This is a genomic window from Shewanella indica (genome assembly GCF_033842865.1).
Classification (GTDB): Bacteria; Pseudomonadota; Gammaproteobacteria; order Enterobacterales; family Shewanellaceae; genus Shewanella; species Shewanella indica.
Window position 1 is genome coordinate 2478831 of the sequence record NZ_JAWXXR010000001.1, and the last position, 21688, is coordinate 2500518.

Sequence of the window (21688 nt, forward strand, 5' to 3'; positions counted from 1 at the left end):
AATCCAGATCACACTTTCTCTGCCGAGTGCCAGGTATCAGAGTACCCGGCGAACGCCTTCAATAGCGGCAAGTTCAGTGTACAAGGTTTCGATATGTTCCTTGCTGGTCACTCTCACATTTATGGTCACCGAGATGTAGGTGCCTTTGCTGGAGGCCTTGGTGGTAGGGCTGTAATCGCCGGGGGCGTGCTTCTGGACGACTTCGACTACGCGGTCGGCCAGGGTATCGCTGGCATCGCCAACCACTTTAAATGGGAAGGAGGTTGGAAACTCCAGATACTGATCAAAGGTGGTACTTATCATGGGATTGAGATTCTCATGGCAAAATAATAACAGCTATATGGCGGCTATTATATCCCAATTCAAGGGGCGGATCTTCTCGTGAATAGCACCGAGAGTTTGACAAAGGGCGCCGGCCATTGACGGCGCCCTTGGGCGTTACAGCGGCGAGGTAGCCTGTTCGAGCCAGGCCAGTGATTCGCCACTCATCAGCGGTGACAGGGTCTGATAAACGCAGCTGTGATAGTCATTGAACCAATTGAGCTCAGCTTCAGTAAGCAGACTCTTGTCTATCAAGCGTTTGTCCATAGGGATCAGAGTCAGAGCGTCGAACTCGAATATCTCCCGTTCGGCCCCTTTGAGCGCTTCACAGGGGCGTACTTCCACCAGGTTTTCCAGACGAATACCGAAGGCATCAGCCCGGTAATAGCCGGGTTCGTTGGAAAGCACCATCCCGGGCAGCAAAGGAATGGCATTGAGGTTCTTGCCTATTCTTTGCGGGCCTTCATGAACGCTGAGGAAGTGGCCAACACCATGGCCCGTGCCGTGGTCGTAGTCAAAACCGTGCTGCCATAAGTATTGACGGGCGAAGGCATCCAGTTGTTGCCCCGTAGTGCCCCGCGGGAAGCGGGCCTGATCCAGGGCGATATGCCCCTTGAGCACCAAGGTCACCATTTTCTTCTGCTCGGCGCTGACTTCACCTATGGCTATGGTGCGGGTAACGTCTGTGGTGCCGTCCAAATACTGGGCGCCAGAGTCCACCAGATAGATGCTGTTCATCTCCATCATGGCCGGAGTGCCGTTGAGATGGTTGTAGTGGCACATGGCCGCATTGCCGCCGGTGGCGGAAATAGTGTCAAAGCTTGGCTCGCGGTAGAGGGGATCCTCAAGGCGATAACTCTCAAGCTTATCTGCCAGAGTGCCTTCATCATAGAGTCGGCCAGCAGCCACTTCGGCATCCAGCCAAGCCAGGAAACGGCTCACGGCAACGCCGTCACGGATATGACTGGCGCGGATTCCCTGCAGTTCGGCACTGTTTTTACAGGCCTTGGGCAGTGCCACAGGATCGAGTCCGGCGATCAGTTTGGCGCCGGCGGCTTTGGCCTGTAATTGGCTGAAGGCGTTGGCATTATTGGGATCGGCTAAAAGTTTTCTGCCTTCAAGCGCTTGCAGCGCTTCGGCGAGTTCCGCCTCGGCGCGGAAGCTGACACCGGCCCCTACGTGGGCTTCAATCCCCTGGGGTAACTTGGCAAGCTCGGTAAACAGTGTCATCTCACCATTGGCTTCCAGCAGGGCACAGCCCAGTACCACGGGCAACCTGGGCACGTCCTGACCGCGGATATTGAGTAACCAGCAGAAGGAGTCCAGCGCCGCTATCAGCGCCACATCGGCCCCGGCCTTTTTCACCAGGGCGCCGATTTCACTGCGCTTCTGTTCGCTGCTCTTGCCGGCAGACTCGGCATTGAAGAGGATAATGGGCTTGTTTTCCGGCACGGGTCTGTCTTGCCAGTGCAAATCTACCGGGTTGTTGTCAAGCGCCACCAATGTCATACCCGCTTTGCTCAGCGTGGCTTCGGCATCCTGCTGCCAGGCCAGGGTATGCAACCTGGGATCGTAGCCAATGCGGCAACCGGCCGGCAGCTTTTCCGCCAACCATTGTGCCTGAGGCATATCTGTCAAGCTCTCATAACTGAACAGGGTCGAGTCCACCTGTTGCCTTACCTGCACTGTGTAGCGGCCATCAGTAAAAATGGCGGCGCAGTCCTTCATCACAATCGCCATCCCCGCCGAGCCGGTAAAGTCGGTCAGCCAATGCAAACGCTCGTTGTGCGCCGGCACATACTCGCCGAGATACTCGTCGGCACGGGGCTGAATAAAGGCATCGAGTTGGTGTTTGGCCATTTCGCTGCGCACGGCATTAAGCCGTGATGCGATATGGGGGCTCTTGGGCGATTGTGATTGCAACATAGGGGCTCCGCTGATGGTCGGCTTGGCTACCCTTGGCCGACCTTGTCTTTATGAGTGATAGCGGATTATGGCAAGCCCTGAAGTCGCTTCGCAAGGGCTTGCATGAGGAAATCCTTGTGGCAGCTGTAAAGGGGGCCCAAGTCAATTGCTGCCAAACAGAGTCGCTATGCCCACCAGAAAGGAGCTAACCAGAGTTGCCATTACGCCTTTACTGACATCTTCACTCTTTACTCTGTCATCGCTTGGTTGTTGATCCCGCGCCAGCTTTTCATTGCGCTGCTCGACATTGTCGGCCACGTTGTCATAGAGATCCTGAGAAGGGGAGTAAGGCTGGTTACTGCAGCCTGCCCCCATGCCCAGAAGCAAGGTCAACAGTAGCACTCTGATACAGTTTCGCTTTCCCACAGTGTTCTTCCTTGAATGAAAATGTTAAAACTGATTGGCTTAGGTTAACCCTATGTGTGTTTATTGGCCTGTTCAAGGTTTTTATCTGTCTCGATTTTTATTCAAGGATGCCTTTATGCCGCTAAATGTTTGGGTGTTGATGTTGGCGCAGGCCTTTGCCATGAGTGCCACACCTATCATGGTATTGCTCGGAGGCATAATAGGGGCAGAGCTGAGCCCGGTTCCCTCGCTGTCGACATTGCCTATCGCCATGATGGTAGTCGGAGTCGCTGTGGCGATTGTGCCTATCAATATCTTGATGCAGCGTTTGGGACGGCGACGGGTATTTATCGGTGGCGCCCTGCTGACCAGTATGGCGGGTGTTATGGCGGCGCTTAGTGTTTGGTATGCCCAGTTCTGGGGATTTTGTGCCAGCGGTCTGCTGCTCGGATGCGGCGGCGCCATTATCCAGCAATACCGGTTTGCCGCCATGGAGTCAGTGGCGCCGACTCTGTCTGCCAAGGCAGCCAGCCGGGTGTTGCTTGGTGGTTTGCTCGCCGCCTTCCTCGGGCCAGAACTGGCCTTGCTGGCCAAGGATATTCTGCCGGTAACCTACACAGGTGCATTTTTGATGGTGACTCTGGTCGGTGTGCTGGCGCTGGCTTGCTTGTTGTTTTATCAAGATGAAGGCCCGGTGCTCAAAGCCTCCAAGGTTGAGAGTATGGATATTCGGCCATTGTCGGTTATTTTGCGTCAAAGCCGACTCTGGGTTGCCTGCGGCGCTGCAGTTATAGGCTATGCCTTGATGAGTTTTATCATGACGGCGACCCCTGTGCATATGCATCACATAGAGCATCACAGCCTTGAGGATACCAAGTGGGTGATCCAGAGCCATGTGATTGCCATGTATCTGCCTTCGCTGATAAGTGGCTACCTGATAGCCCGTTTGGGGCATACCCGCATCATGTTGGCCGGGCTGGCGCTTTACTGCCTGACCTTGGCTCTGGCGCTGGCGGGGCGTGACCTGCTCAACTATTGGAGTGCGCTGGTGATGTTGGGTGTGGGTTGGAACTTCCTGTTTGTTGCCGGCACTTCGCTGTTGCCTGGCTGTTATCGCACCGAGGAGAGGTTCACTGTGCAGTCTTTCAACGATTCTCTGGTATTTGGCTCTCAGGCGTTGGCCTCTCTGGGAGCCGGCTGGGTCATTTATCAGCTTGGCTGGCAGTTGCTATTAGTGATCTGTATTCCCGCCATTGCGACCCAACTTATCCTGATAGCATGGTGGAAGTTAAGTAAAAGCAAAGCGTTACAAATAACAGAACCTTGATGATTAGGTGCGGTGCCGGCAGCACTGTGCTAACATCTTAGGCCGTCTACCGCCTCTGGCGGTACGGTAAAAAGGGGTTTATTGATGTCGACATTAACGATCGAAGTGGGGACTGAAACCGCGCTGTTTCAGCTGCGGCAAGGGGAAACAACAGAACAATATAAAATCCCCACCGGAGAGAATTTCACCATAGCAGATCTCAATCGGCAATTGGCTGAACTTGAATCTGATTATGGGCTTGCAAACTACCGTCTGGCACTGGCCTTCCCCGGCATGGTGCGAGACAACCAACTGATATCCTGCCGAGCCTTGCCTGCACTGGTGGGGCTTAACCCGGAAAAGCTCAGTAGCCGTGGTGAACTGGTGGCCATTAGCAATGATATCCACGCCGGTCTGCACGCCATTGCCAGCGTCAAACACCAGTGCGAACTCTTGGTGATGTGTGGCACAGGGATCGGTATGTCACTGGCGCTCAACGGCCGGGTGTTCAGCGGTGCCAATGGCCTGGGCGGTGAGCTTGGCGCTTGCCGGGTGATGACGGAGTCGGGGGAATTCAGCCTCGAACAGTTGGCCAGCGGCGAGTCGGTACGGCGTCGACGCTTGCGTAACCCGGTGGAACTCTACCGCGCCGGGGCTTATTTGGGGATGGGCATAGCCTGGGCGGTTAACCTGCTCAATCCGCAAAAACTCTGGCTCGCCGGTAGCATGTTGGCCAATGCCGACTACTACAAGGGCTGTGTCAGCGGTGTTAAAGACTTGGCGGTTCCAGCCACTGTCAGTCAGTGTCAGATAAGTCGGGTCGACGATATGGAGACCTTGGTCTGCCGCGGCCTGCAAGTAATGCTGATGCAACAGGCCTGATACTCTGGCTCAAGGGGGGAGACATCCCCCTTCAAGCTGGTTCCTGGCAGGCCTGACGCATCTTTAACCAGAAGGCCCTTTGGCACAGGTTGCTGAAGGCTTTTTGTTTTGGGCTGATATCGTTTCCTTTCAGCACCCGATAACGGGTCCAGTTATCTTCGCAAAGCTCGCCGATGTTGGACCGGTTTGGCTCCTGTTCCAGCTCCTGCTGTTTTTCGATAATGGCGCCATCGGCAAAGTGATATTGCCATAAACCTTCATCGTCCGTGGTGTGAATTTGCACCGACTCCAACAACTCAGTGCAGCTTGTTCGTCCCTCTATAGCCAGAATATAGTTGGCAAGATCCTGCATATTGTACTCCCGCGTTTGGCGCAAGCAGCATATCAGCGGTCACCGGAAATTGGTAATTTCGTTTGTACTTTAAAATTTGCATGCAATATTTGCATACAATATATTAAAAATCCGAAACAGATTAGTACCCAATTAATAAAAACAATCAAGCAGGAGAAGTCTATGAGCACAGGCGTTGGTGGCTCAACCCCGGAGCAGGAGTTGGCAAAGCTGGTGGATATGACTCGGGATGTCACAGCGGTGGATGCCGCCGAATTCAAAACCAGGCAACAAAATGCCCAGGCGCTGATGCAAGAGTTGGGGATAGATGCCCTCTATCTCAATGCCGGCACCAATCTTTACTATTTCTCCGGCCTGCGCTGGTATGCCAGTGAGCGTATGGTCGGGGCGATTTTGCCCTGTCGTGGTGAGCTGGAATACCTGGCGCCGGCATTTGAGCTCGACACCCTCAAAGGCTTTATGTTGCAGCCTGGACAGGTTAACACCTGGCATGAGCACCAGAGTCCCTATGTGCTGTGCCGCAATGTGCTTGAGCGCATGGGCTGTCTGCGCCCGGGCGCCGTTCTGGCTATAGATGAATCAGCCCCTTTCTTTTTGTTTGATGGCCTGCGTGAGACTTGCCCCGAGCTTGCCTTTGTCAACGGCGCCAAGATTAGCGCCCAATTGCGAATGCATAAATCGCCCGCCGAGCTGAGGCTGATTCAGCGGGCGATGGATATGACGCTCGAAGTGCACAAGGCCGCCGCCAGAATATTACGCCCGGGGATCAGTACCGCCGAGGTGGAAGATTTTATCGATAAGGCCCATAGAGCCGTGGGTGCCAATGGTTCCTATTTTTGCATAGTACTCTTTGGTGAAGACAGTGCCTATCCCCATGGGGTCAAGTCGCCCAAGACGCTGGCGCCGGGCGACACTGTGTTGATAGACACAGGCTGTCAGCTGCATGGTTACAACTCGGATATTACCCGCACCTATGTATTTGGTACGCCAAGCGAGCGGCAGCGGCAATTGTGGGCATTGGAGCAGGCAGCGCAGCGGGCCGGTTTTGAAGCGGCGGCTTTAGGTGCGCCCAGCAGTGGTGTCGACAAGGCGGCCAGAGCCGTGTTGGAAGCGGCCGGTTTCGGGCCTGGATACCAACTGCCGGGACTGCCCCATAGAACGGGCCACGGCATAGGCCTGGATATTCATGAGTGGCCCTATCTGGTTGATGGCGACAACACCCCACTGGCCGTTGGTATGTGTTTTTCCAATGAGCCAATGCTTTGTGTGCCCGGCGAGTTCGGCGTTCGCCATGAAGATCACTTCTATATGACGGCAGAGGGGCCACGCTGGTTTACCCAGCCGGCTAAGTCGATTGACGATCCCTTCGCGCAGGGGGATAAGTTGTAACAGTTCCTTGCCCGGATAACAAAACCATCAGTCAGCCTGTATTGGCTGACTGATATTGGGCTGAGCTCGAAATCAAGCGCCAATCATGTCCATCAAATGCAATCTTTACCGGTAAAAATTGACTGACGTTAGCTGTTATCGCGATAGGCGGCGATTTTGGCGAGTGCAGCCTTGATTTCCTGCTTGCGACCCGCATCTGCCAGCTCGCGCCCTGGCCTTGGGGCGGCTTCGAGCGCTTTTTGCAGGAAAGGCAGGGCTTCGTCATACCTGTCCTCTTCCAACAGGAAGTCGCCGTAAAAGTAGTTGCTGTCTATACCATCGGGGTTGAGCTCCAACGCCTGTTTCAGCAACTCCTCGGCCTTGTCATCGTCCCCAAAGCCCAGCGGCCAGCCGGGCACCTTGTAGTAAAGTACCCCGAGACTGGTATAGGCCGAGCCCTTGAGCGCGGTGGGATCTTGCTTAAGCGCCAGCTCAAAGTCACTGCGAGCCCGCTTGGCATACTTGAGGGCACCGAGGCCGCCGCTGACCCCGGCATAGGTAGAGTTGATAATGCCGTGCCAGATGCGCACGCCCGTACTTTGAGGGTGGGACTGCACCGACTCATCTGCCAGCTTCAGCAGTTTGACAAAGGCTTTTTCCTGCTCGTCGCCGCTGAGTTGATAGTTGTTGATGGCCCAGTCGTGTTGCAACTGTTTGACGGCCAGATCGCTGGCGTCATCGGCCCAGAGCGAAGGACTCACCAGCAGCGCTGCGCTCAGGCACAAGAGTTTAAATGGCTTCATGTTTCTCTCCTTCGGTGATGGGGTTGGCCGTGTCTTGTGTTGACATGGCCCTTTGGCAAAACTGGCGGATAAGTGGCAGTTTCTTGCGGGTATCATAGTTAACCAGGCCTGGCAGCAGGGCGTTTACCCGCACAAACAGCTTTTCCGGCCAACCGATAAAACGGCGGCCCCGGCGACTATCGGCCAGATCCCGACAGAGGATGTTGGCCACCCATTCAGGGCTGTCCTGACGGTTGCCGAGCGCCGAATTGAGCTGGCGCATCGATTCTGTGTTGAGTTCGGTATCCGTGGCTCTGGGGGCGAAATAGAGCACCTTAATCTTGCTGTCGGCCAACTCCCGCTCCAGTGCTTCGGTAAAACCCCTGAGGCCAAACTTGCTGGCGCAGTAAAGACTGGAGCCCGGGTAGCCTATGCTGCCGAGAATGGAGCCGACATTGATGATGGCGGCCTCGGACTGGCGTTTGAGCAAGGGCAGCAGGGTGCGGCAACAGTTGATGGGCGCCTCCAGGTTCACCGCCATCATGGCGCGGGTATCACAGGTGTCGCTGGCTTCCAACATGCTGAGTTGATTGACTCCGAGGCAGTTGATCAACACCTTGGGGCTGAACACCCCGGCGGCCTGGCGCAGCTGGCATTGACCGCCACTGCTGGTCAGATCGGCGCTTAAGGTGTGATGTTCTCCGGCAAGGCTCTGTTTCAGGATATCGAGCTTGGCTTGATCCCGGCCGCAGAGCAGCAGCCTGGCGCCTTTGGCGGCCAATGCCCTGGCGATGGCGCTACCGATGCCGCCACTGGCGCCGGTGATGATGACATTCAAATGTTTGAGTTCCATATTGGTCACCGTTTTCAGGAGGCCAGCGCCAAGGCCTGGGCCGGCGCCAGCTCGCGGAAGATGTTGCCGTAGAGGCGGTAGAAGTTGTTGGCGGCGTGAATGATCAAGGCTTGTTCTTCGGGATCCTCAATCCGGTTCATCAGCCCTTCAAAAAACTGGATATGTTGCTTGTCCAGCTCGCCGTGAGACTTGAGATAACTGAAGGCCGAATCCGGCAGCCCCAGGCGCGATTGCACTTTCTCGGCCGCCAGCAGCGCCAGATTGATGCTGGTGCCTTCCAGTACATTGACCATGCCGAAAAAGCCCAGCGGACTTACTCGATTCACCATGTCGTAGGCGTAAGCCACCATGAGTTCGGTGGCAAACAGCGGCGTGCTGCGTCTGGCCTTTTCCTTGTCAAAACCGCAGGCGGCTATGTCATTGAGGATCCACTCCTGGTGGCCTTGCTCCTCTTCGATATACTCGGCTACCGCCACCCTGAGCCATTCCTTGCTTTCCGGCAGTCTGGCGCCTGTGGCCATGAGCAGCGGCGAAGTGTGCTTCACATGGTGATAGGCCTGGTGCAGGAAGGCGACATAGTCCTCCAGGCTTATCTCTCCTTGCAGGCATTTGCCTATGATGGGACTGGCCTGCAGATACTCGCGTCCGCTCTGGGTTGCTTGTTGTAATTGGTCGTAGAAATTCATTATAAGGTTCCCTCAAGATATGGGGTTTCAGATAGATAGAGCTGTTCTATTTGAGCGGCCAGGGCGCTCAGCAGTGAGGCGCGCTTGACCCTGCCATTGGCGGTGGTGTGAGGCTTGAGCTCGGTTTCATTCAGTCTTATCCAGCGTTTGATCCTGGCGTAGTCGGGCAGTGTGGCATTGACCGCATCCAGCCAGGTCTGGAGCTGCTCATCACTGACTTGGTGCGGAGCGCACAGTAGCGCGCTGAGCCAGGGTCTGGCGTCGCCAAGGACCATACACTGACTCAGCAGCGGTTTGGCCATCAGCGCCGACTCCACCCACTCAGGGCTGATATTGCGGCCAAAGGAGCTGATAAGCAGATGCTTGCGGCGCCCGTTAATGGCGAGTACACCTTTATCGAGCAGGCCAAGGTCGCCGGTGGCGACTTCCCCCTGGCCCCAAGTCTCGGGTTGGCCGAGATACCCCAGGTGACTGGCGCCGCTGACATGGATTTCGCAGCCGCGAATGGTGACTTTGCAGTGAGGCAACACAGTGCCGGCAAAGCCGGGAGTGTCTTTATCCGGGGTGTTGAGCGCCACGACGGAGCCGCATTCCGACAGGCCGTAACCTTCATAAACCGGCAATCCAAGCTCCCTGGCCCGCATTAGCAACTCGGGAGCGACCTTGCCGCCACCAACGGCGACAAAGCGCAGTGAGTTTGGCGCTTGCCAACCTTGCTCGCAGGCCCCGACCAGCAGTGTCAGCAACTGAGGAATGAGGATCATGCTGCTCGGCTGCGCTTGGCTTATGGTCTGCAGCAGCGCCCGGCTGTCGAGTCTTGAGCTGCCGTGCATGCCGCGGGCTTTATCAGAGGGCAGCAGCACAGTGCCGCCGCACAGCAAGGGGCTGTAGATACCGGCGATGTTTTCCAGCAAGGTGCTCAAGGGCAACAGACAAAGATGCCTGGGGCTGGGCAGGGCCGTGACTTTTGCAAGCGATTCGGCCACCCGCCATTGATGCTCGCTGCTGAGACACACCCCCTTGGGGTTACCGGTAGAGCCTGAGGTAAAGGTAATTTTGGCTGTGCCCTGTGGGACTTGCGGAAAAGCCGTCCTACTCTCGGCGCAAACACTCTGTTGGCCCGGATGTCCGTCGCAGAGCTGTCCCTCAGATAGCCGCTCGTCATATAACTGCCAGCCGTATAGATTGCAGCCCAGTTCACTGAGACCTTGGTACGGCGCAAAGCCCTTTGGCAAACAAGGCTGAATTTGTGGGCTTTCGCTCAGCACCAGCTCAACCGAGGTTTGTTCAAGGCAGTTTGCCAACTGCTCTTGGGAGAAAAACAGCGGCAAGGGCAGGCAAAGAACTCCCGCCTGCTGGCAGGCGAGATCCAGTATCGCCCACTGCACACTGTTGCCGGCATGCAGTGCCAGGCTACGGATATTGAGGCGTTTGAGGAAATCACTGTAGCGGCGGATTTCTGTTTTCAGTTCAAGGTAGCTGAGTTGCCGCTCAGCATCGCTAAGGGCAATGGCCTGATCTTCGCCGTTGAGTTTGCCCAGGACATCCCAATCAAGGTTGGTTCCGGTGCCTGACTCAGAGATATTGGCTTGATTTAATTGAGGTGATGGAGTCATAGGCTTGATTCCCGGGTTCTGGCATAAGCCAATTCGGCCGCCATGGAGTTGATATCCGATTCGTGCCTTTGTGCCAGTCGTCTCAAGCGGGGGCTGGTTTCTATCACTTCTTGGGCGAGGCGCAGATCGCCAATCATGACTTTGGGGTTGTTGCGGTAGTAATTGCCCCAGATGGCGCTGTCACCTTCCAGTCGCTCAGGATCGGCGCTGCACAGCAGCATGGGCGAAAAGCCCAGCAGTTTCATTAGCGCTTCCACCTGCTCTGTGACGGTAAAGACCATATACTCAAAACCGGCTCTGGCCAGAGTGGCGGCAAGCAGTACCAGCAGCAGGGGCCCTGAACTCTTATTGGTGAGTGCCAGATTGCCCACTTCCACCAAGGAAGCCCTATCCACCGGGCGTTTGGCCAGCAGTGCCACCTGTTGCTCTATGGGGGCTTCTAGGTATTGCTCCAGAAACAAGGGATAGTAACATCCGGCCCTGAGGCCGAAGGCGCCCTGAGGCTGACCTTTAATGGTCAGTTGCAGTAAGAAAGGTAAAAACTCCTTGAGCCTGGCGCCATGCACCTGAAAGTATTTGGCGGCGATATAGTCTTCGACCTCAGTGCGGCCCTCTGCCTGTTCATGGAACAGGCGACACTCGGGAAGCACATGAGGCGGGTTGGCAGAATGTGGGACGTCCTTTTCCAGGGCAGACAGGGGAAACTGCTTGACCATAGAGATACTCCGGATCTGTTAACCAGTATCCAAAGCCTAGAAAAGCAGTCTTAAGAAATACTTATGTGTCCATTAATATTTTATCAATTAGATAAAAATCAATGAGTTGGTTTTAGCTTTTATTGTTCTTTCGTCGCTTGGGGCAATACAACAGCCCCAAAAGCAGCAGCAAGCCACTCAGCCCCAGTACCGGCCATTGACCGACCCGGCTGAACAGAGTCTGGCCTTCGACCAGCGGCACTTCAGCGGTGAGTACACCTTCTACAAACTGCGGCAGTTTGGCACTGATATTGCCAAATTCATCCACCACGGCGGTGACGCCATTGTTGGTGGCCCGCAGCAGAGGTCGGCCCAACTCGGCCGAGCGCATCTGGGCTATCTCCATGTGTTGCAACGGGCCATTGGATTCACCAAACCAGGCATCGTTGGAGACGGTCAGCAACACCTGGGTATCCTCGGCGACGTTGGCCCTGAGCTGCTCGGGGAAAGCGATTTCATAGCAGATTGCCGGTGCCAGAGTATGACCCAACGCCGTCAGATTATTTTGCTGATAACTGCCTCTGGCAAATGAGGACATGGGCAGGTTGAAGAAGGGGGCCAGGGGCCGCAGCAGCGACTCCATGGGCACAAACTCGCCTATTGGCAGCAGGTGATGCTTACGGAACTGATTGTCGCCAGCCGCGCTATAGTTGGCGTTTTGTTGCTGTTTCTGATGATGATTTCCCAGCACGATCAGCGAGTTGTAGAAGTCGCCATTTTGCTGGCTGATGATACCTGTGATGATGGCGGCATCCCGCAGATTGGCGACCTTGTTGGCGTTGTCGAGAAACTCGGCCACCATGCTTTCGGGGGCCGGTATTGCTGCCTCGGGCCAGATCACCAAGTCTCTGTCCAGATGCGGGCGGGAGAGATCCATATACTTGAGCATAGTCGGCCAGAGCGCGTCCGGCTCCCACTTCATGCTCTGGGGAATATTGCCCTGCACCAACGCCACGCTGAGGGTCTCGCCGGTGCGCTCAACTGTTGAAAATCGCGGCGCCTGCCATACGAGCAGGGCCAGTAGCGCCGAGCTCACCACCAGGCTGAGCCAGCGGCGTTTGAGTAGCAGCACCAGGCTTGCAGCCAGCAGCGCTACCACAAAACTGAGTCCCAAAGTGCCTATCATTGAGGCCAGTGGCTTCAAGGGGCCCGAGGTTTGGCTATAACCACCCCAGAGCCAGGGAAAACCGGTGAGCACCCAGCCCCGCAGCCATTCGCACAGGGTCCAGAGCGCCGGAAACAGCCCCAGTAGTTGCCAGTTATGACGCTTGGGCGCCAGCCTTGCCAGCAGGGCACCGGCCAGCGCCGGATACAAGGCCAGATAGAGGGCCAACAGGGCCATCAGGCCCATGGAAACAAGCAGCGGCAAGCCACCGAATCTATCCATGCTGACATGCACCCAGCTGATCCCGAAGGCGAAGGCGCCAAAGCCAAAGCTGAGCCAATAGCCAAAACTGGCCTTGGGGGAAAGCTTGTCACTGTGCCAAAGGCCAAAGGCCAGCGCCAGCGGGTAGATGGGCCAGAGATCGTAGGGGGCAAAGGAAAGTGCCGTACTGGCACCGGCCCAAAAGGCCAGTACCAGACGCAGCTTGGGATGGCGTTTAAGCGCCGCTAATGTGGACTTCACTGGTCGTTACTGTCTTCAGTATCGTTGGGATCGGGTAGTTTCACCCTGAGTTGCAATAAACGACGGGTATCGGCACTGATCACTTTGAATTCAATGCCGTCGATGACGATCTTCTCGTTGCGCTCCGGCAGGTGACCGAAGGCGTGGGACACCAATCCGCCGACTGTGTCGAACTCTTCATCACTGAAATGGGTGTTGAAGGTTTCGTTGAAATCTTCAATCTCGGTTAGTGCCTTGACCATGTAAACCCGGTTACCGGCTTTACGGATTTCAGACTCGTCGCTGTTGTCGTGATCGAACTCATCTTCGATATCGCCGACAATCTCTTCGAGAATATCTTCAATGGTGACCAGGCCGGAAACACCACCATATTCATCAACCACAATCGCCATATGGTAGCGTTGGGAACGGAACTCTTTGAGTAGCACATCCACTCTCTTGCTCTCGGGCACCACAACGGCTGGGCGGATCACTTTTTCCAGTGAGAAGGGTTCTTCACTGTTGTTGAAGCCGTACTTCAGCAGATCTTTGGCCAGCAGTATGCCTTCGATATGGTCTTTGTCTTCATTGACCACAGGAAAGCGGGAATGAGCAGAGTTGATGACAGTGTTGAGCAGTTCCTCAACAGAGTCATTGAATTGGATGGCGACAATTTGCGCTCTGGGGATCATTATGTCCCTTACACGCAAATCAGATACCTCTAAAACACCTTTTATCATCTCGCGGGTATCTTCTGTGATGAGCTCACGCTGCTCGGCATCGTGGATCACCTCAACCAGATCTTCGCGATTTTGAGGTTCGCCCTGGAATAACTGGCTTACACGGTCAAACCAGCCTTTCTTATGGGCGCTGGTACTCGGGGGGATATCGTCACTCATAGTGTTCTTCATGACAGGGCGAACCCTGGCAATTATTGCTCCTTGTATGGGTCAGTAAAACCTAAGCTTTCAATGAGTTGGGTCTCTAGCGACTCCATTTCTTCGGCTTCGGCATCTTCGATGTGATCATAACCTAGCAGATGCAGGCAACCGTGCACAACCATATGTGCCCAGTGCGCCTGTAGCGGTTTATGCTGTTCACCGGCTTCATTTTCAACGACTGAAACGCAAATGACAAGATCCCCGAGTAATGGCAGGGTTATTCCCGGTGGCGCTTCAAACGGAAATGACAATACATTGGTGGGCTTGTCTTTGCCGCGATAGTCCCGGTTCAACTGCTGGCTCTCTTCGCTGTCCACCAGACGTATGGTCAGTTCGGCCTGCTCCATACTATTGCCTATGGCAGTACGGGCCCAGAGCTCGAAATCGCTCTGGGATGGCAGGTTTTGCGCTTCTGTAGCCAGTTGCAGGTCCAGTTGCAGATCAAGACTCATGGGCGCCGGCCTCTGTCAGTTGATATTGGCTGTCGCGTTGGGCCTTGGCCGCCTGCTGGCGCTGATCGTGCGTTTCATAGGCTTCCACTATGCGGGCGACTACCGGGTGGCGTACCACGTCCTGGGCCTGGAAGAAGTTGAAGCTGATCTCTTCTACTTCGCTCAGTACTTCAATGGCGTGGCGCAGGCCGGACTTGGCGTTGCGCGGCAGATCTATCTGGGTAATGTCACCTGTGATCACCGCCTTGGAGTTGAAGCCGATACGGGTGAGGAACATCTTCATCTGTTCCACCGTGGTATTTTGGCTCTCATCGAGGATGATAAAGGCGTCGTTGAGGGTGCGGCCACGCATATAGGCCAGCGGTGCGACCTCGATAACATTGCGCTCTATCAGTCGCTCGACCTTCTCAAACCCGAGCATCTCAAACAGGGCGTCATACAGAGGCCTGAGGTAAGGGTCTACCTTCTGGCTCAGATCGCCGGGCAGGAAGCCCAGTTTCTCACCGGCTTCTACCGCAGGGCGGGTTAGCAGAATGCGGCGGATCTCCTGACGTTCCAGCGCATCCACGGCGGCGGCAACAGCCAGATAGGTCTTGCCGGTACCGGCGGGGCCTATGCCGAAGGTGATGTCATGGCGCACTATGTTGGCCACATATTGGGTCTGGTTGGGATTGCGCGGCTTAATCACCCCTTTGCGGGTCTTGATATAGTGCTCTTTGGGTTCTGCACCGCTGTCGTCGGCTTCCAGGGCAATGGCTTCCTGAATGGCGATATGCACCTGCTCGGGCTCAAGATCCGGAGTCGAGCCTTTTACCGGCGCGGTTTCGACATAGAGCTGTTTCAGCAGGTTGTTGGCGGTGAGGCAGTTACGCGGCTGGCCGACAATCTGAAAATGGTTGTTGCGGTAGCTTATCTCGACGCCCACCCGGCGCTCGAGCTGTTTGATATTGTCATCGAACGGACCACACAGAGACGCCAGACGGCGGCTGTCGGCCGGTTCGAGATACAGATTCATGGTGGTTAATTTGTGAGACAAACAAAAACTCCTGTTGATGTCATCTTTGATCAGTTTACGAGCGTGAAGGCATAAATGCTAACGGAAAATCGAGCCTAAAATAAAACGGCCCGGGTCCGAAGAGCCGGGCCGCCGTGGAAGTCTCGGCGCTTACGGGGTGAACTGAGTCACGCCCAGGGTGTCTTCCTGAATATGCTTGGCCAGAATATCACTGGGGCGCAGGCTCTTGCGCAAGTCCATCTCATCTTCTCCGCGAACAAACTTGCCGCGCAGCGAGTTGGTGTAGACATCGACGATTTCCACGTCCACGAAGCTGCCTATATGCTTGGGCTGGCCTTCGAAGTTGACCACCCGGTTGTTTTCGGTGCGGCCGCGCAGTTCCATGGGATTCTTGACCGATGGGCCTTCCACCAGAATACGCTGCACTGTGCCCAGCATCTGGCGGCTGTAGCGCTGCGCCTGTTGGGTGATTCTGTCTTGCAGAATTGCCAGGCGCTGCTTTTTCTCTTCCATATCCACATCATCCGGCAAGTCGGCCGCCGGGGTGCCGGGACGGGCACTGTAGATAAAGCTGAAGCTGTGGTCAAAGCCCACTTCTTCAATCAGCTTCATGGTGTCGGCAAAGTCTTCTTTGGTTTCGCCGGGGAAGCCGATGATAAAGTCGGAACTTATCTGAATATCCGGCCGCGCCTTGCGCAGACGGCGAATGATTGACTTGTACTCGATTGCCATATGGCCGCGCTTCATCTGGGTCAGAATGCGGTCTGAACCTGATTGCACCGGCAGGTGCAGGAAGCTTACCAGCTCAGGAGTGTCTTCATAGACGTCGATAATGTCCTGGGTGAACTCTATCGGATGGCTGGTGGTAAAGCGGATGCGGTCGATACCGTCGATGGCGGCCACATAACGCAGCAGCTCGGCAAAGCTGCAAATTTCGTCATCATGGGTCAGGCCGCGATAGGCGTTAACGTTTTGTCCCAGCAGGTTGACTTCACGCACCCCTTGCTCGGCCAGTTGAGCGATTTCCAGGATGATGTCATCCAGTGGCCGACTGACTTCTTCACCGCGGGTATAGGGCACCACGCAGAAAGAGCAGTACTTGCTGCAGCCTTCCATGATGGAGACAAAGGCGGTGGGGCCTTCAGCGCGGGGCTCGGGCAGACGGTCGAACTTCTCGATTTCAGGGAAGCTGACGTCAATCACCGCCTGGTCGCCGCTGCGAACCTGGTTGATCATCTCTGGCAGACGGTGCAGGGTTTGGGGGCCGAAGATAATATCCACGCACTGGGCGCGTTCTTTTATCGCCTTGCCTTCTTGCGAAGCCACACAACCACCCACGCCAATGATCAGCTCAGGATTCTTGTCTTTGAGTGTTTTCCAGCGGCCCAGCTGATGGAATACCTTTTCCTGCGCTTTTTCACGAATAGAACAGGTATTGAGCAGCAGAATATCTGCCTCATCAGCCTCTTCGGTCAGGGTGTAGCCCTGAAATTCGTTTAACAGATCGGCCATCTTGGATGAGTCGTACTCATTCATCTGACAGCCCCAGGTTTTAATATGGAGTTTTTTACTCATCAGTTTTGCGTCGCTCTTCGGAACCACTTAAAAAATAGCGCGCCATTTTACCCGCTGTTCAGTCCGCTGACCAGCTTTTGAACGCCAGGACTGAGAATTACTCTGGTGGCTGTAGTACCCCTTCAAAAAGTATGGGTAAACGATTATCGGCCAGCTGAATGTCCTGCTGTTGATAAAACTGCTCAGCCATCTGTTGGGTACCGGCGCGAGCCTGAAGATAGATATCCTCCAGTACCTCTATATGAAAGCCGGCCATGGTTTCCGTGATTTGTTGATATAGGGCATAATTCAGCGACGAGCGATAGGTTACAGTTATCACTTCCATCTGGTCTGCCGTGGTGGCGGCCAGAATATGACCAGAGCTAAAGGCGGCCGGGACGATAAGGGCTGCGGCTATCAGGCTGTTGGTAAGTTTGCACATGGTATCCTCACTTGTTGATGTCGATAACCGCCAATGCGGTGTTGGCTATGACAGATACTGCTTGGACACACTGAGGCTAGCCTATGGTTGCCAAGACTCGTGTGTCGGCTTGTAAGCAGGTGTTTCAGGAGGGCCGGCAGCAACATTTGCTCATGATTGAAGCCAAAACAGTTACCATTGAACACAACTCTGTGGCCAAGGCGGCAGAGAAGAGAGACAGCAGGAAAGGCATAGTGACAGAACAACATGAGACCAAGGATATCGTCATCATAGGTGGCGGTATGGTAGGTGCGGCAACGGCGCTGGGGTTAGCCAAACTCGGGCTGGAAGTGGCGCTGGTGGAGGCCTTTGAACCCGAGGCCTTTGATGCCTCGCAACCTCTGGATGTCAGGGTCTCGGCCATCAGCGCCGCATCGGAGGCACTACTCGAGCGTTTGGGGGCATTCGATACTCTGCTCGGTATGCGCCATGTGGCCTATCGTGGCCTGGAAACCTGGGAGATGGAAGGCTGCATAACCCGTTTTCATGCCAGTCAGATTAAGGCCGAGCGTCTGGGCCACATAGTGGAAAACCGTTTGGTGCAGCTGGCCCTGTGGCAGGAATTCGACAACTACCCCAATCTGACACTCTGCTGTCCGGCGCGGGTCGGGCGCATGGTGCGCTCCTGTGCCGGCATCGAGGTTAGCCTGGACGATGGTCGAGTGTTCGATGCCCGCTTGCTGGTGGGGGCCGATGGTGCCAACTCCAGAGTGCGCCAATGGGCCGGAATTGGTATCAGCGGTTGGGATTATTCCCAGTCCTGTATGTTGATCAATATCGCCACCGAGTGCGAAGAGCAGGATGTGACCTGGCAACAGTTTACTCCGCAAGGGCCGCGTTCCTTGCTGCCATTGCCGGGCAAAAATGCGTCCCTGGTTTGGTATGACGATGCCAAACAAATTCGCAGTTTGATGCAGCTAAGCGACAGCCAACTGAAGCAGGCGATCATCAATCACTTCCCCGATAGGCTCGATCCCCACTTCGAAGTGTTGGCCAAGGGCAGTTTTCCGCTGACCCGGCGCCATGCGCAGCAATACTATCGCGATAACCTGGTGATCCTGGGGGACGCGGCTCACACCATTAACCCGCTGGCGGGGCAGGGGGTTAACCTGGGCTTCAAAGACGTCGAAGCCTTGATAGCGACAATCACCCAGGCGCTGGAAAAGGGCGAAGACTGGTCAAAGGCCACAGTGCTTGAGGGGTTCCAAAAGCAGCGCTGGTTTGACAATCAGTTGATGATGACAGGCATGGATCTCTTCTATGCCGGTTTCAGTAACGATCTGTTGCCACTTAAACTGCTGCGTAACGCCGGCCTCAAGCTGGCGGATATCAATACTCCGGTTAAGCAGCAAGTGCTCAAGTATGCGCTGGGGCTGAGATAACCCCGGTCGATTTGTTGATTGTCGCAAGAGAGTGCTAAAATGCCGCGTTTTTATAAGAATGCGGCATTTTTCATTGGCTTTTATGCCGGGTTTTGGCCTGTAACGGTCAAGCTTCAAGAGCGGTGAATATTTGCCTGGCCACCTCTGGCCTTCGCAGAACTTCTCGTTGAATAAACAGAATAGAGACTGATGACAGAGATTAAACTTATCGTCGGGCTGGCCAATCCCGGCGCCGAGTATGCCCAGACCCGCCATAATGCCGGTGCCTGGTATGTGCAGGAGCTGGCCAGAGGTTGCGGTGCCCAGCTCAGTGCCGACAGCAAGTATTTTGGCCTGACTGCCAGAGTTACGCTCAAGGGCCGCGATGTGCGCCTGCTGATCCCTTCCACTTATATGAACCTGAGTGGTAAGTCGGTGGCGGCATTGGCGAACTTCTTCCGTATTCAACCGGAGGAGATTTTGGTGGCCCACGATGAGCTGGACATGCCGCCGGGTGTGGCCAAGTTCAAGCTTGGCGGTGGTCATGGCGGCCATAACGGCCTCAAGGACATTATTGCCAAGCTGGGCAATAACAAGAATTTTTATCGTCTGCGGATTGGCATAGGTCATCCCGGAGACAAGAATAAAGTCAGTGGCTATGTGCTTGGCAAGGCGCCGAGTACTGAGCAGTCGCTGATCGATGCCGCGGTAGATGAAGCGGTGCGCGCCACAGATATCCTCTTTGCCGAGGATATGACCAAGGCGATGCACAGGCTGCACTCCTTTAAAGCGGTCTAAGATTATCCAGGCGTCAGACGCCTGTTTCATTATCCTGTCCGGGGCCGAGTGCGCCGGGCTCAAATTAGAGAGAAAGGTAAACATCATGGGTTTTAAATGCGGCATCGTTGGTCTGCCAAACGTCGGTAAGTCAACTCTGTTCAATGCGTTAACCAAGGCTGGCATCGAAGCGGCAAACTTTCCCTTCTGTACCATAGAACCCAACACTGGTGTGGTGCCAGTGCCGGATGCTCGTCTGGACGCCCTGGCTGAAATCGTTAAGCCTGAGCGGGTTCTGCCGACCACTATGGAGTTTGTGGACATTGCCGGTCTGGTTGCCGGGGCATCCAAGGGCGAAGGTCTGGGTAACAAGTTCCTGGCCAACATCCGTGAAACCGATGCTATCGGCCATGTAGTGCGTTGCTTCGAGAATGACAATATTGTTCACGTGGCCAACAAGGTTGACCCAGCCGGTGATATTGAAGTGATCAATACCGAACTGGCACTGGCGGATCTCGACAGTGTTGAGCGCGCCATACTGCGTCAGCAAAAACGTGCCAAGGGTGGCGATAAAGACGCCAAATTTGAAGTCGAAGTGTTGGAAAAACTCAAGCCGGTACTGGACGAAGGCCATATGCTGCGCACTCTGGATTTGAGCCCGGAAGAACTGGAAGCCGTGGCTTACCTGAACCTGCTGACGCTCAAGCCAACCATGTATATTGCCAACGTTTCTGAAGATGGCTTCATTAATAATCCGCATCTGGATACAGTGCGCGCCATTGCCGAAAAAGAAAATGCCGTTGTGGTGCCTGTGTGCGCCGCTATCGAGTCAGATCTGGCGGAAATGGATGAGGAAGAGCGCAGTGAGTTCCTCGAAGAACTGGGCCTGGAAGAGCCAGGGCTTGATCGGGTGATCCGCGCCGGTTACGAATTGCTGACACTGCAAACCTACTTTACTGCCGGGGTGAAAGAGGTTCGTGCCTGGACTGTGAGCGTAGGTTCTACCGCACCGCAGGCGGCCGGTAAAATTCACACCGACTTTGAGCGTGGCTTTATTCGGGCTCAGGTTATGGCCTATGATGACTTTATTCAGTACAAGGGCGAAGCCGGTTGTAAGGAAGCAGGTAAGTTGCGGGTGGAAGGGAAAACCTATATCGTCAAAGACGGCGATGTGATGCACTTCCTGTTTAACGTATAAAGTGACTCTAAATGGGCGATAGAACACGGATTTGCATATCTGTTGCCCAGTTTGATGGGTTTATAGGCAAACGGCGGGGGCGGCGGGATTTAGCCTAAAAAAGCTGTTGACCTGAATAACCTGAATAAGCATAATACGCCCCGTTCCTCGGCACGGGGAACAGCAAAGTTATCGTGGCTATGTAGCTCAGCTGGTTAGAGCACAGCACTCATAATGCTGGGGTCGCAGGTTCAAGTCCCGCCATAGCTACCATCCTTCTTGGGATGTCAAAACAAGAGACACTGCGGGAGTGGTGAAATTGGTAGACACGCCAGATTTAGGTTCTGGTGCCGCAAGGTGTGAGAGTTCAAGTCTCTCCTCCCGTACCATATCTGTCTCTTATTGAAATAGCTTTGATTATTGGTGGGGTATCGCCAAGCGGTAAGGCACCGGGTTTTGATCCCGGCATTCCCAGGTTCGAATCCTGGTACCCCAGCCATCTTTACCAAGTTTATATATTGGGGTATCGCCAAGCGGTAAGGCACCGGGTTTTGATCCCGGCATTCCCAGGTTCGAATCCTGGTACCCCAGCCATAAACGCTAAAGAGAAAAAATACAGTGGCTATGTAGCTCAGCTGGTTAGAGCACAGCACTCATAATGCTGGGGTCGCAGGTTCAAGTCCCGCCATAGCTACCATGTTTCTTTAGCAGCAAACTTGGTCTTCACGAGTCTTAAGATTCGTATCGGTTAATACCGACCCTGATGGGGTATCGCCAAGCGGTAAGGCACCGGGTTTTGATCCCGGCATTCCCAGGTTCGAATCCTGGTACCCCAGCCATATTCAACGAAAGAGCCCGTCATAGACGGGCTTTTTTGTATCTGTTTTTCATCGTTTGAACTTTTCAGCTATTGGCATATCGGCGGGATAGAGTCCCAATGCCGTGAAAGGCCATGCCCTCAGCCACGTTATTTGCGCCAATGGCCCTCGGCGGCTCCGAAGGGGGAATTAGTGCATTCTGTGGTAATGGAGTAGCTTGAAACATTAGAAGTGTCCGCAGACATACACCTCATTTCCAAGCATAGGCGAAACTG

Annotated in this window: 21 protein-coding genes and 6 tRNA genes; 12 read left to right on the forward strand and 15 right to left on the reverse strand. The window is 54.9% G+C overall.

Going from position 1 to position 21688, the window contains the following annotated elements:
* Positions 1 to 36: 36 nt before the first annotated feature.
* The 3 genes from ybeD to SIL79_RS11185 form a co-directional block, all read right to left on the reverse strand.
* A complete protein-coding gene (gene ybeD, locus SIL79_RS11175) occupies positions 37 to 303 on the reverse strand; it encodes a DUF493 family protein YbeD (protein ID WP_028781166.1) in 267 nt (88 codons plus the stop codon).
* 135 nt (positions 304 to 438) lie between these two features.
* The gene (locus tag SIL79_RS11180; protein WP_039035884.1) at positions 439 to 2247 is read right to left on the reverse strand and encodes an aminopeptidase P family protein; all 1809 of its coding nucleotides are present in this window, start codon (positions 2245 to 2247) and stop codon (positions 439 to 441) included.
* Between the two features lie 141 nt (positions 2248 to 2388).
* Positions 2389 to 2652, reverse strand: coding sequence for a hypothetical protein (locus tag SIL79_RS11185; protein WP_039035885.1), 264 nt, complete (start codon positions 2650 to 2652; stop codon positions 2389 to 2391).
* 115 nt (positions 2653 to 2767) lie between these two features.
* Here SIL79_RS11185 and SIL79_RS11190 point away from each other — a divergent pair, with 115 nt between their 5' ends.
* Positions 2768 to 3958, forward strand: a complete 1191-nt coding sequence (locus SIL79_RS11190; protein ID WP_039035886.1) for an MFS transporter — start codon at positions 2768 to 2770, stop codon at positions 3956 to 3958.
* An 84-nt stretch (positions 3959 to 4042) separates the two neighbouring features.
* Positions 4043 to 4819 carry an ROK family protein gene (locus SIL79_RS11195; protein ID WP_039035887.1) on the forward strand — a complete coding sequence of 259 codons (777 nt, stop codon included), beginning with the start codon at positions 4043 to 4045 and terminating at the stop codon, positions 4817 to 4819.
* Between the two features lie 31 nt (positions 4820 to 4850).
* Here the strand turns inward: SIL79_RS11195 and SIL79_RS11200 are convergent, their stop codons facing one another.
* Positions 4851 to 5171: a hypothetical protein gene (locus tag SIL79_RS11200; protein ID WP_039035888.1), complete on the reverse strand. Its 321-nt coding sequence runs from the start codon at positions 5169 to 5171 to the stop codon at positions 4851 to 4853.
* Between the two features lie 162 nt (positions 5172 to 5333).
* On the opposite strand from SIL79_RS11200, the gene SIL79_RS11205 reads away from it, so the two are divergent.
* Positions 5334 to 6560, forward strand: coding sequence for a M24 family metallopeptidase (locus tag SIL79_RS11205; RefSeq protein WP_162207165.1), 1227 nt, complete (start codon positions 5334 to 5336; stop codon positions 6558 to 6560).
* Positions 6561 to 6688: 128 nt separating this feature from the next.
* Here SIL79_RS11205 and SIL79_RS11210 read toward each other — a convergent pair whose 3' ends face one another.
* The 11 genes from SIL79_RS11210 to SIL79_RS11260 form a co-directional block, all read right to left on the reverse strand.
* Positions 6689 to 7342 carry a tetratricopeptide repeat protein gene (locus tag SIL79_RS11210; RefSeq protein WP_162207164.1) on the reverse strand — a complete coding sequence of 218 codons (654 nt, stop codon included), beginning with the start codon at positions 7340 to 7342 and terminating at the stop codon, positions 6689 to 6691.
* Complete coding sequence (locus SIL79_RS11215) at positions 7329 to 8174, reverse strand: SDR family oxidoreductase (protein ID WP_039035890.1); 846 nt, start codon at positions 8172 to 8174, stop codon at positions 7329 to 7331. Before SIL79_RS11215 ends, SIL79_RS11210 begins: the two co-directional genes overlap by 14 nt.
* Before the next feature lie 14 nt (positions 8175 to 8188).
* Positions 8189 to 8860, reverse strand: coding sequence for a TenA family transcriptional regulator (locus SIL79_RS11220; RefSeq protein WP_039035891.1), 672 nt, complete (start codon positions 8858 to 8860; stop codon positions 8189 to 8191).
* The gene (locus tag SIL79_RS11225) at positions 8860 to 10476 is read right to left on the reverse strand and encodes an AMP-binding protein (RefSeq protein WP_162207163.1); all 1617 of its coding nucleotides are present in this window, start codon (positions 10474 to 10476) and stop codon (positions 8860 to 8862) included. The genes SIL79_RS11220 and SIL79_RS11225 overlap by 1 nt, the downstream gene beginning before the upstream one ends.
* The gene (locus SIL79_RS11230; protein ID WP_071476514.1) at positions 10473 to 11192 is read right to left on the reverse strand and encodes a thermostable hemolysin; all 720 of its coding nucleotides are present in this window, start codon (positions 11190 to 11192) and stop codon (positions 10473 to 10475) included. Before SIL79_RS11230 ends, SIL79_RS11225 begins: the two co-directional genes overlap by 4 nt.
* A gap of 112 nt (positions 11193 to 11304) precedes the next feature.
* Complete coding sequence (gene lnt, locus SIL79_RS11235) at positions 11305 to 12858, reverse strand: apolipoprotein N-acyltransferase (RefSeq protein ID WP_162207162.1); 1554 nt, start codon at positions 12856 to 12858, stop codon at positions 11305 to 11307.
* A complete protein-coding gene (gene corC / locus SIL79_RS11240; protein WP_025011682.1) occupies positions 12855 to 13736 on the reverse strand; it encodes a CNNM family magnesium/cobalt transport protein CorC in 882 nt (293 codons plus the stop codon). The genes lnt and corC overlap by 4 nt, the downstream gene beginning before the upstream one ends.
* Before the next feature lie 32 nt (positions 13737 to 13768).
* Positions 13769 to 14230 (reverse strand): rRNA maturation RNase YbeY, encoded by a 462-nt coding sequence (ybeY, locus tag SIL79_RS11245; protein WP_039035893.1) that lies wholly within the window; start codon positions 14228 to 14230, stop codon positions 13769 to 13771.
* Positions 14220 to 15266 carry a PhoH family protein gene (locus SIL79_RS11250; RefSeq protein WP_039035894.1) on the reverse strand — a complete coding sequence of 349 codons (1047 nt, stop codon included), beginning with the start codon at positions 15264 to 15266 and terminating at the stop codon, positions 14220 to 14222. The genes ybeY and SIL79_RS11250 overlap by 11 nt, the downstream gene beginning before the upstream one ends.
* A 129-nt stretch (positions 15267 to 15395) precedes the next feature.
* Positions 15396 to 16820: a tRNA (N6-isopentenyl adenosine(37)-C2)-methylthiotransferase MiaB gene (gene miaB / locus SIL79_RS11255; RefSeq protein ID WP_162207161.1), complete on the reverse strand. Its 1425-nt coding sequence runs from the start codon at positions 16818 to 16820 to the stop codon at positions 15396 to 15398.
* 97 nt (positions 16821 to 16917) lie between these two features.
* Complete coding sequence (locus SIL79_RS11260) at positions 16918 to 17241, reverse strand: hypothetical protein (protein WP_052248273.1); 324 nt, start codon at positions 17239 to 17241, stop codon at positions 16918 to 16920.
* 152 nt (positions 17242 to 17393) lie between these two features.
* Here SIL79_RS11260 and SIL79_RS11265 point away from each other — a divergent pair, with 152 nt between their 5' ends.
* From SIL79_RS11265 to SIL79_RS11305, 9 genes are all read left to right on the forward strand, one after another.
* The gene (locus SIL79_RS11265; protein ID WP_082014368.1) at positions 17394 to 18662 is read left to right on the forward strand and encodes an FAD-dependent oxidoreductase; all 1269 of its coding nucleotides are present in this window, start codon (positions 17394 to 17396) and stop codon (positions 18660 to 18662) included.
* 189 nt (positions 18663 to 18851) lie between these two features.
* Positions 18852 to 19439, forward strand: a complete 588-nt coding sequence (gene pth / locus SIL79_RS11270; protein ID WP_025011686.1) for an aminoacyl-tRNA hydrolase — start codon at positions 18852 to 18854, stop codon at positions 19437 to 19439.
* 85 nt (positions 19440 to 19524) lie between these two features.
* Entirely contained in the window at positions 19525 to 20616 is a 1092-nt protein-coding gene (ychF, locus tag SIL79_RS11275; protein ID WP_101095864.1) for a redox-regulated ATPase YchF, read from the forward strand.
* Between the two features lie 175 nt (positions 20617 to 20791).
* Positions 20792 to 20868 (forward strand) — tRNA-Met (locus SIL79_RS11280).
* A gap of 31 nt (positions 20869 to 20899) precedes the next feature.
* Positions 20900 to 20984, forward strand: a tRNA-Leu gene (locus SIL79_RS11285).
* A 35-nt stretch (positions 20985 to 21019) separates the two neighbouring features.
* Positions 21020 to 21094, forward strand: a tRNA-Gln gene (locus SIL79_RS11290).
* Between the two features lie 20 nt (positions 21095 to 21114).
* Positions 21115 to 21189 (forward strand) — tRNA-Gln (locus SIL79_RS11295).
* 26 nt (positions 21190 to 21215) lie between these two features.
* A tRNA-Met gene (locus SIL79_RS11300) sits at positions 21216 to 21292 on the forward strand.
* A gap of 67 nt (positions 21293 to 21359) precedes the next feature.
* A tRNA-Gln gene (locus tag SIL79_RS11305) sits at positions 21360 to 21434 on the forward strand.
* Positions 21435 to 21688: the final 254 nt, after the last annotated feature.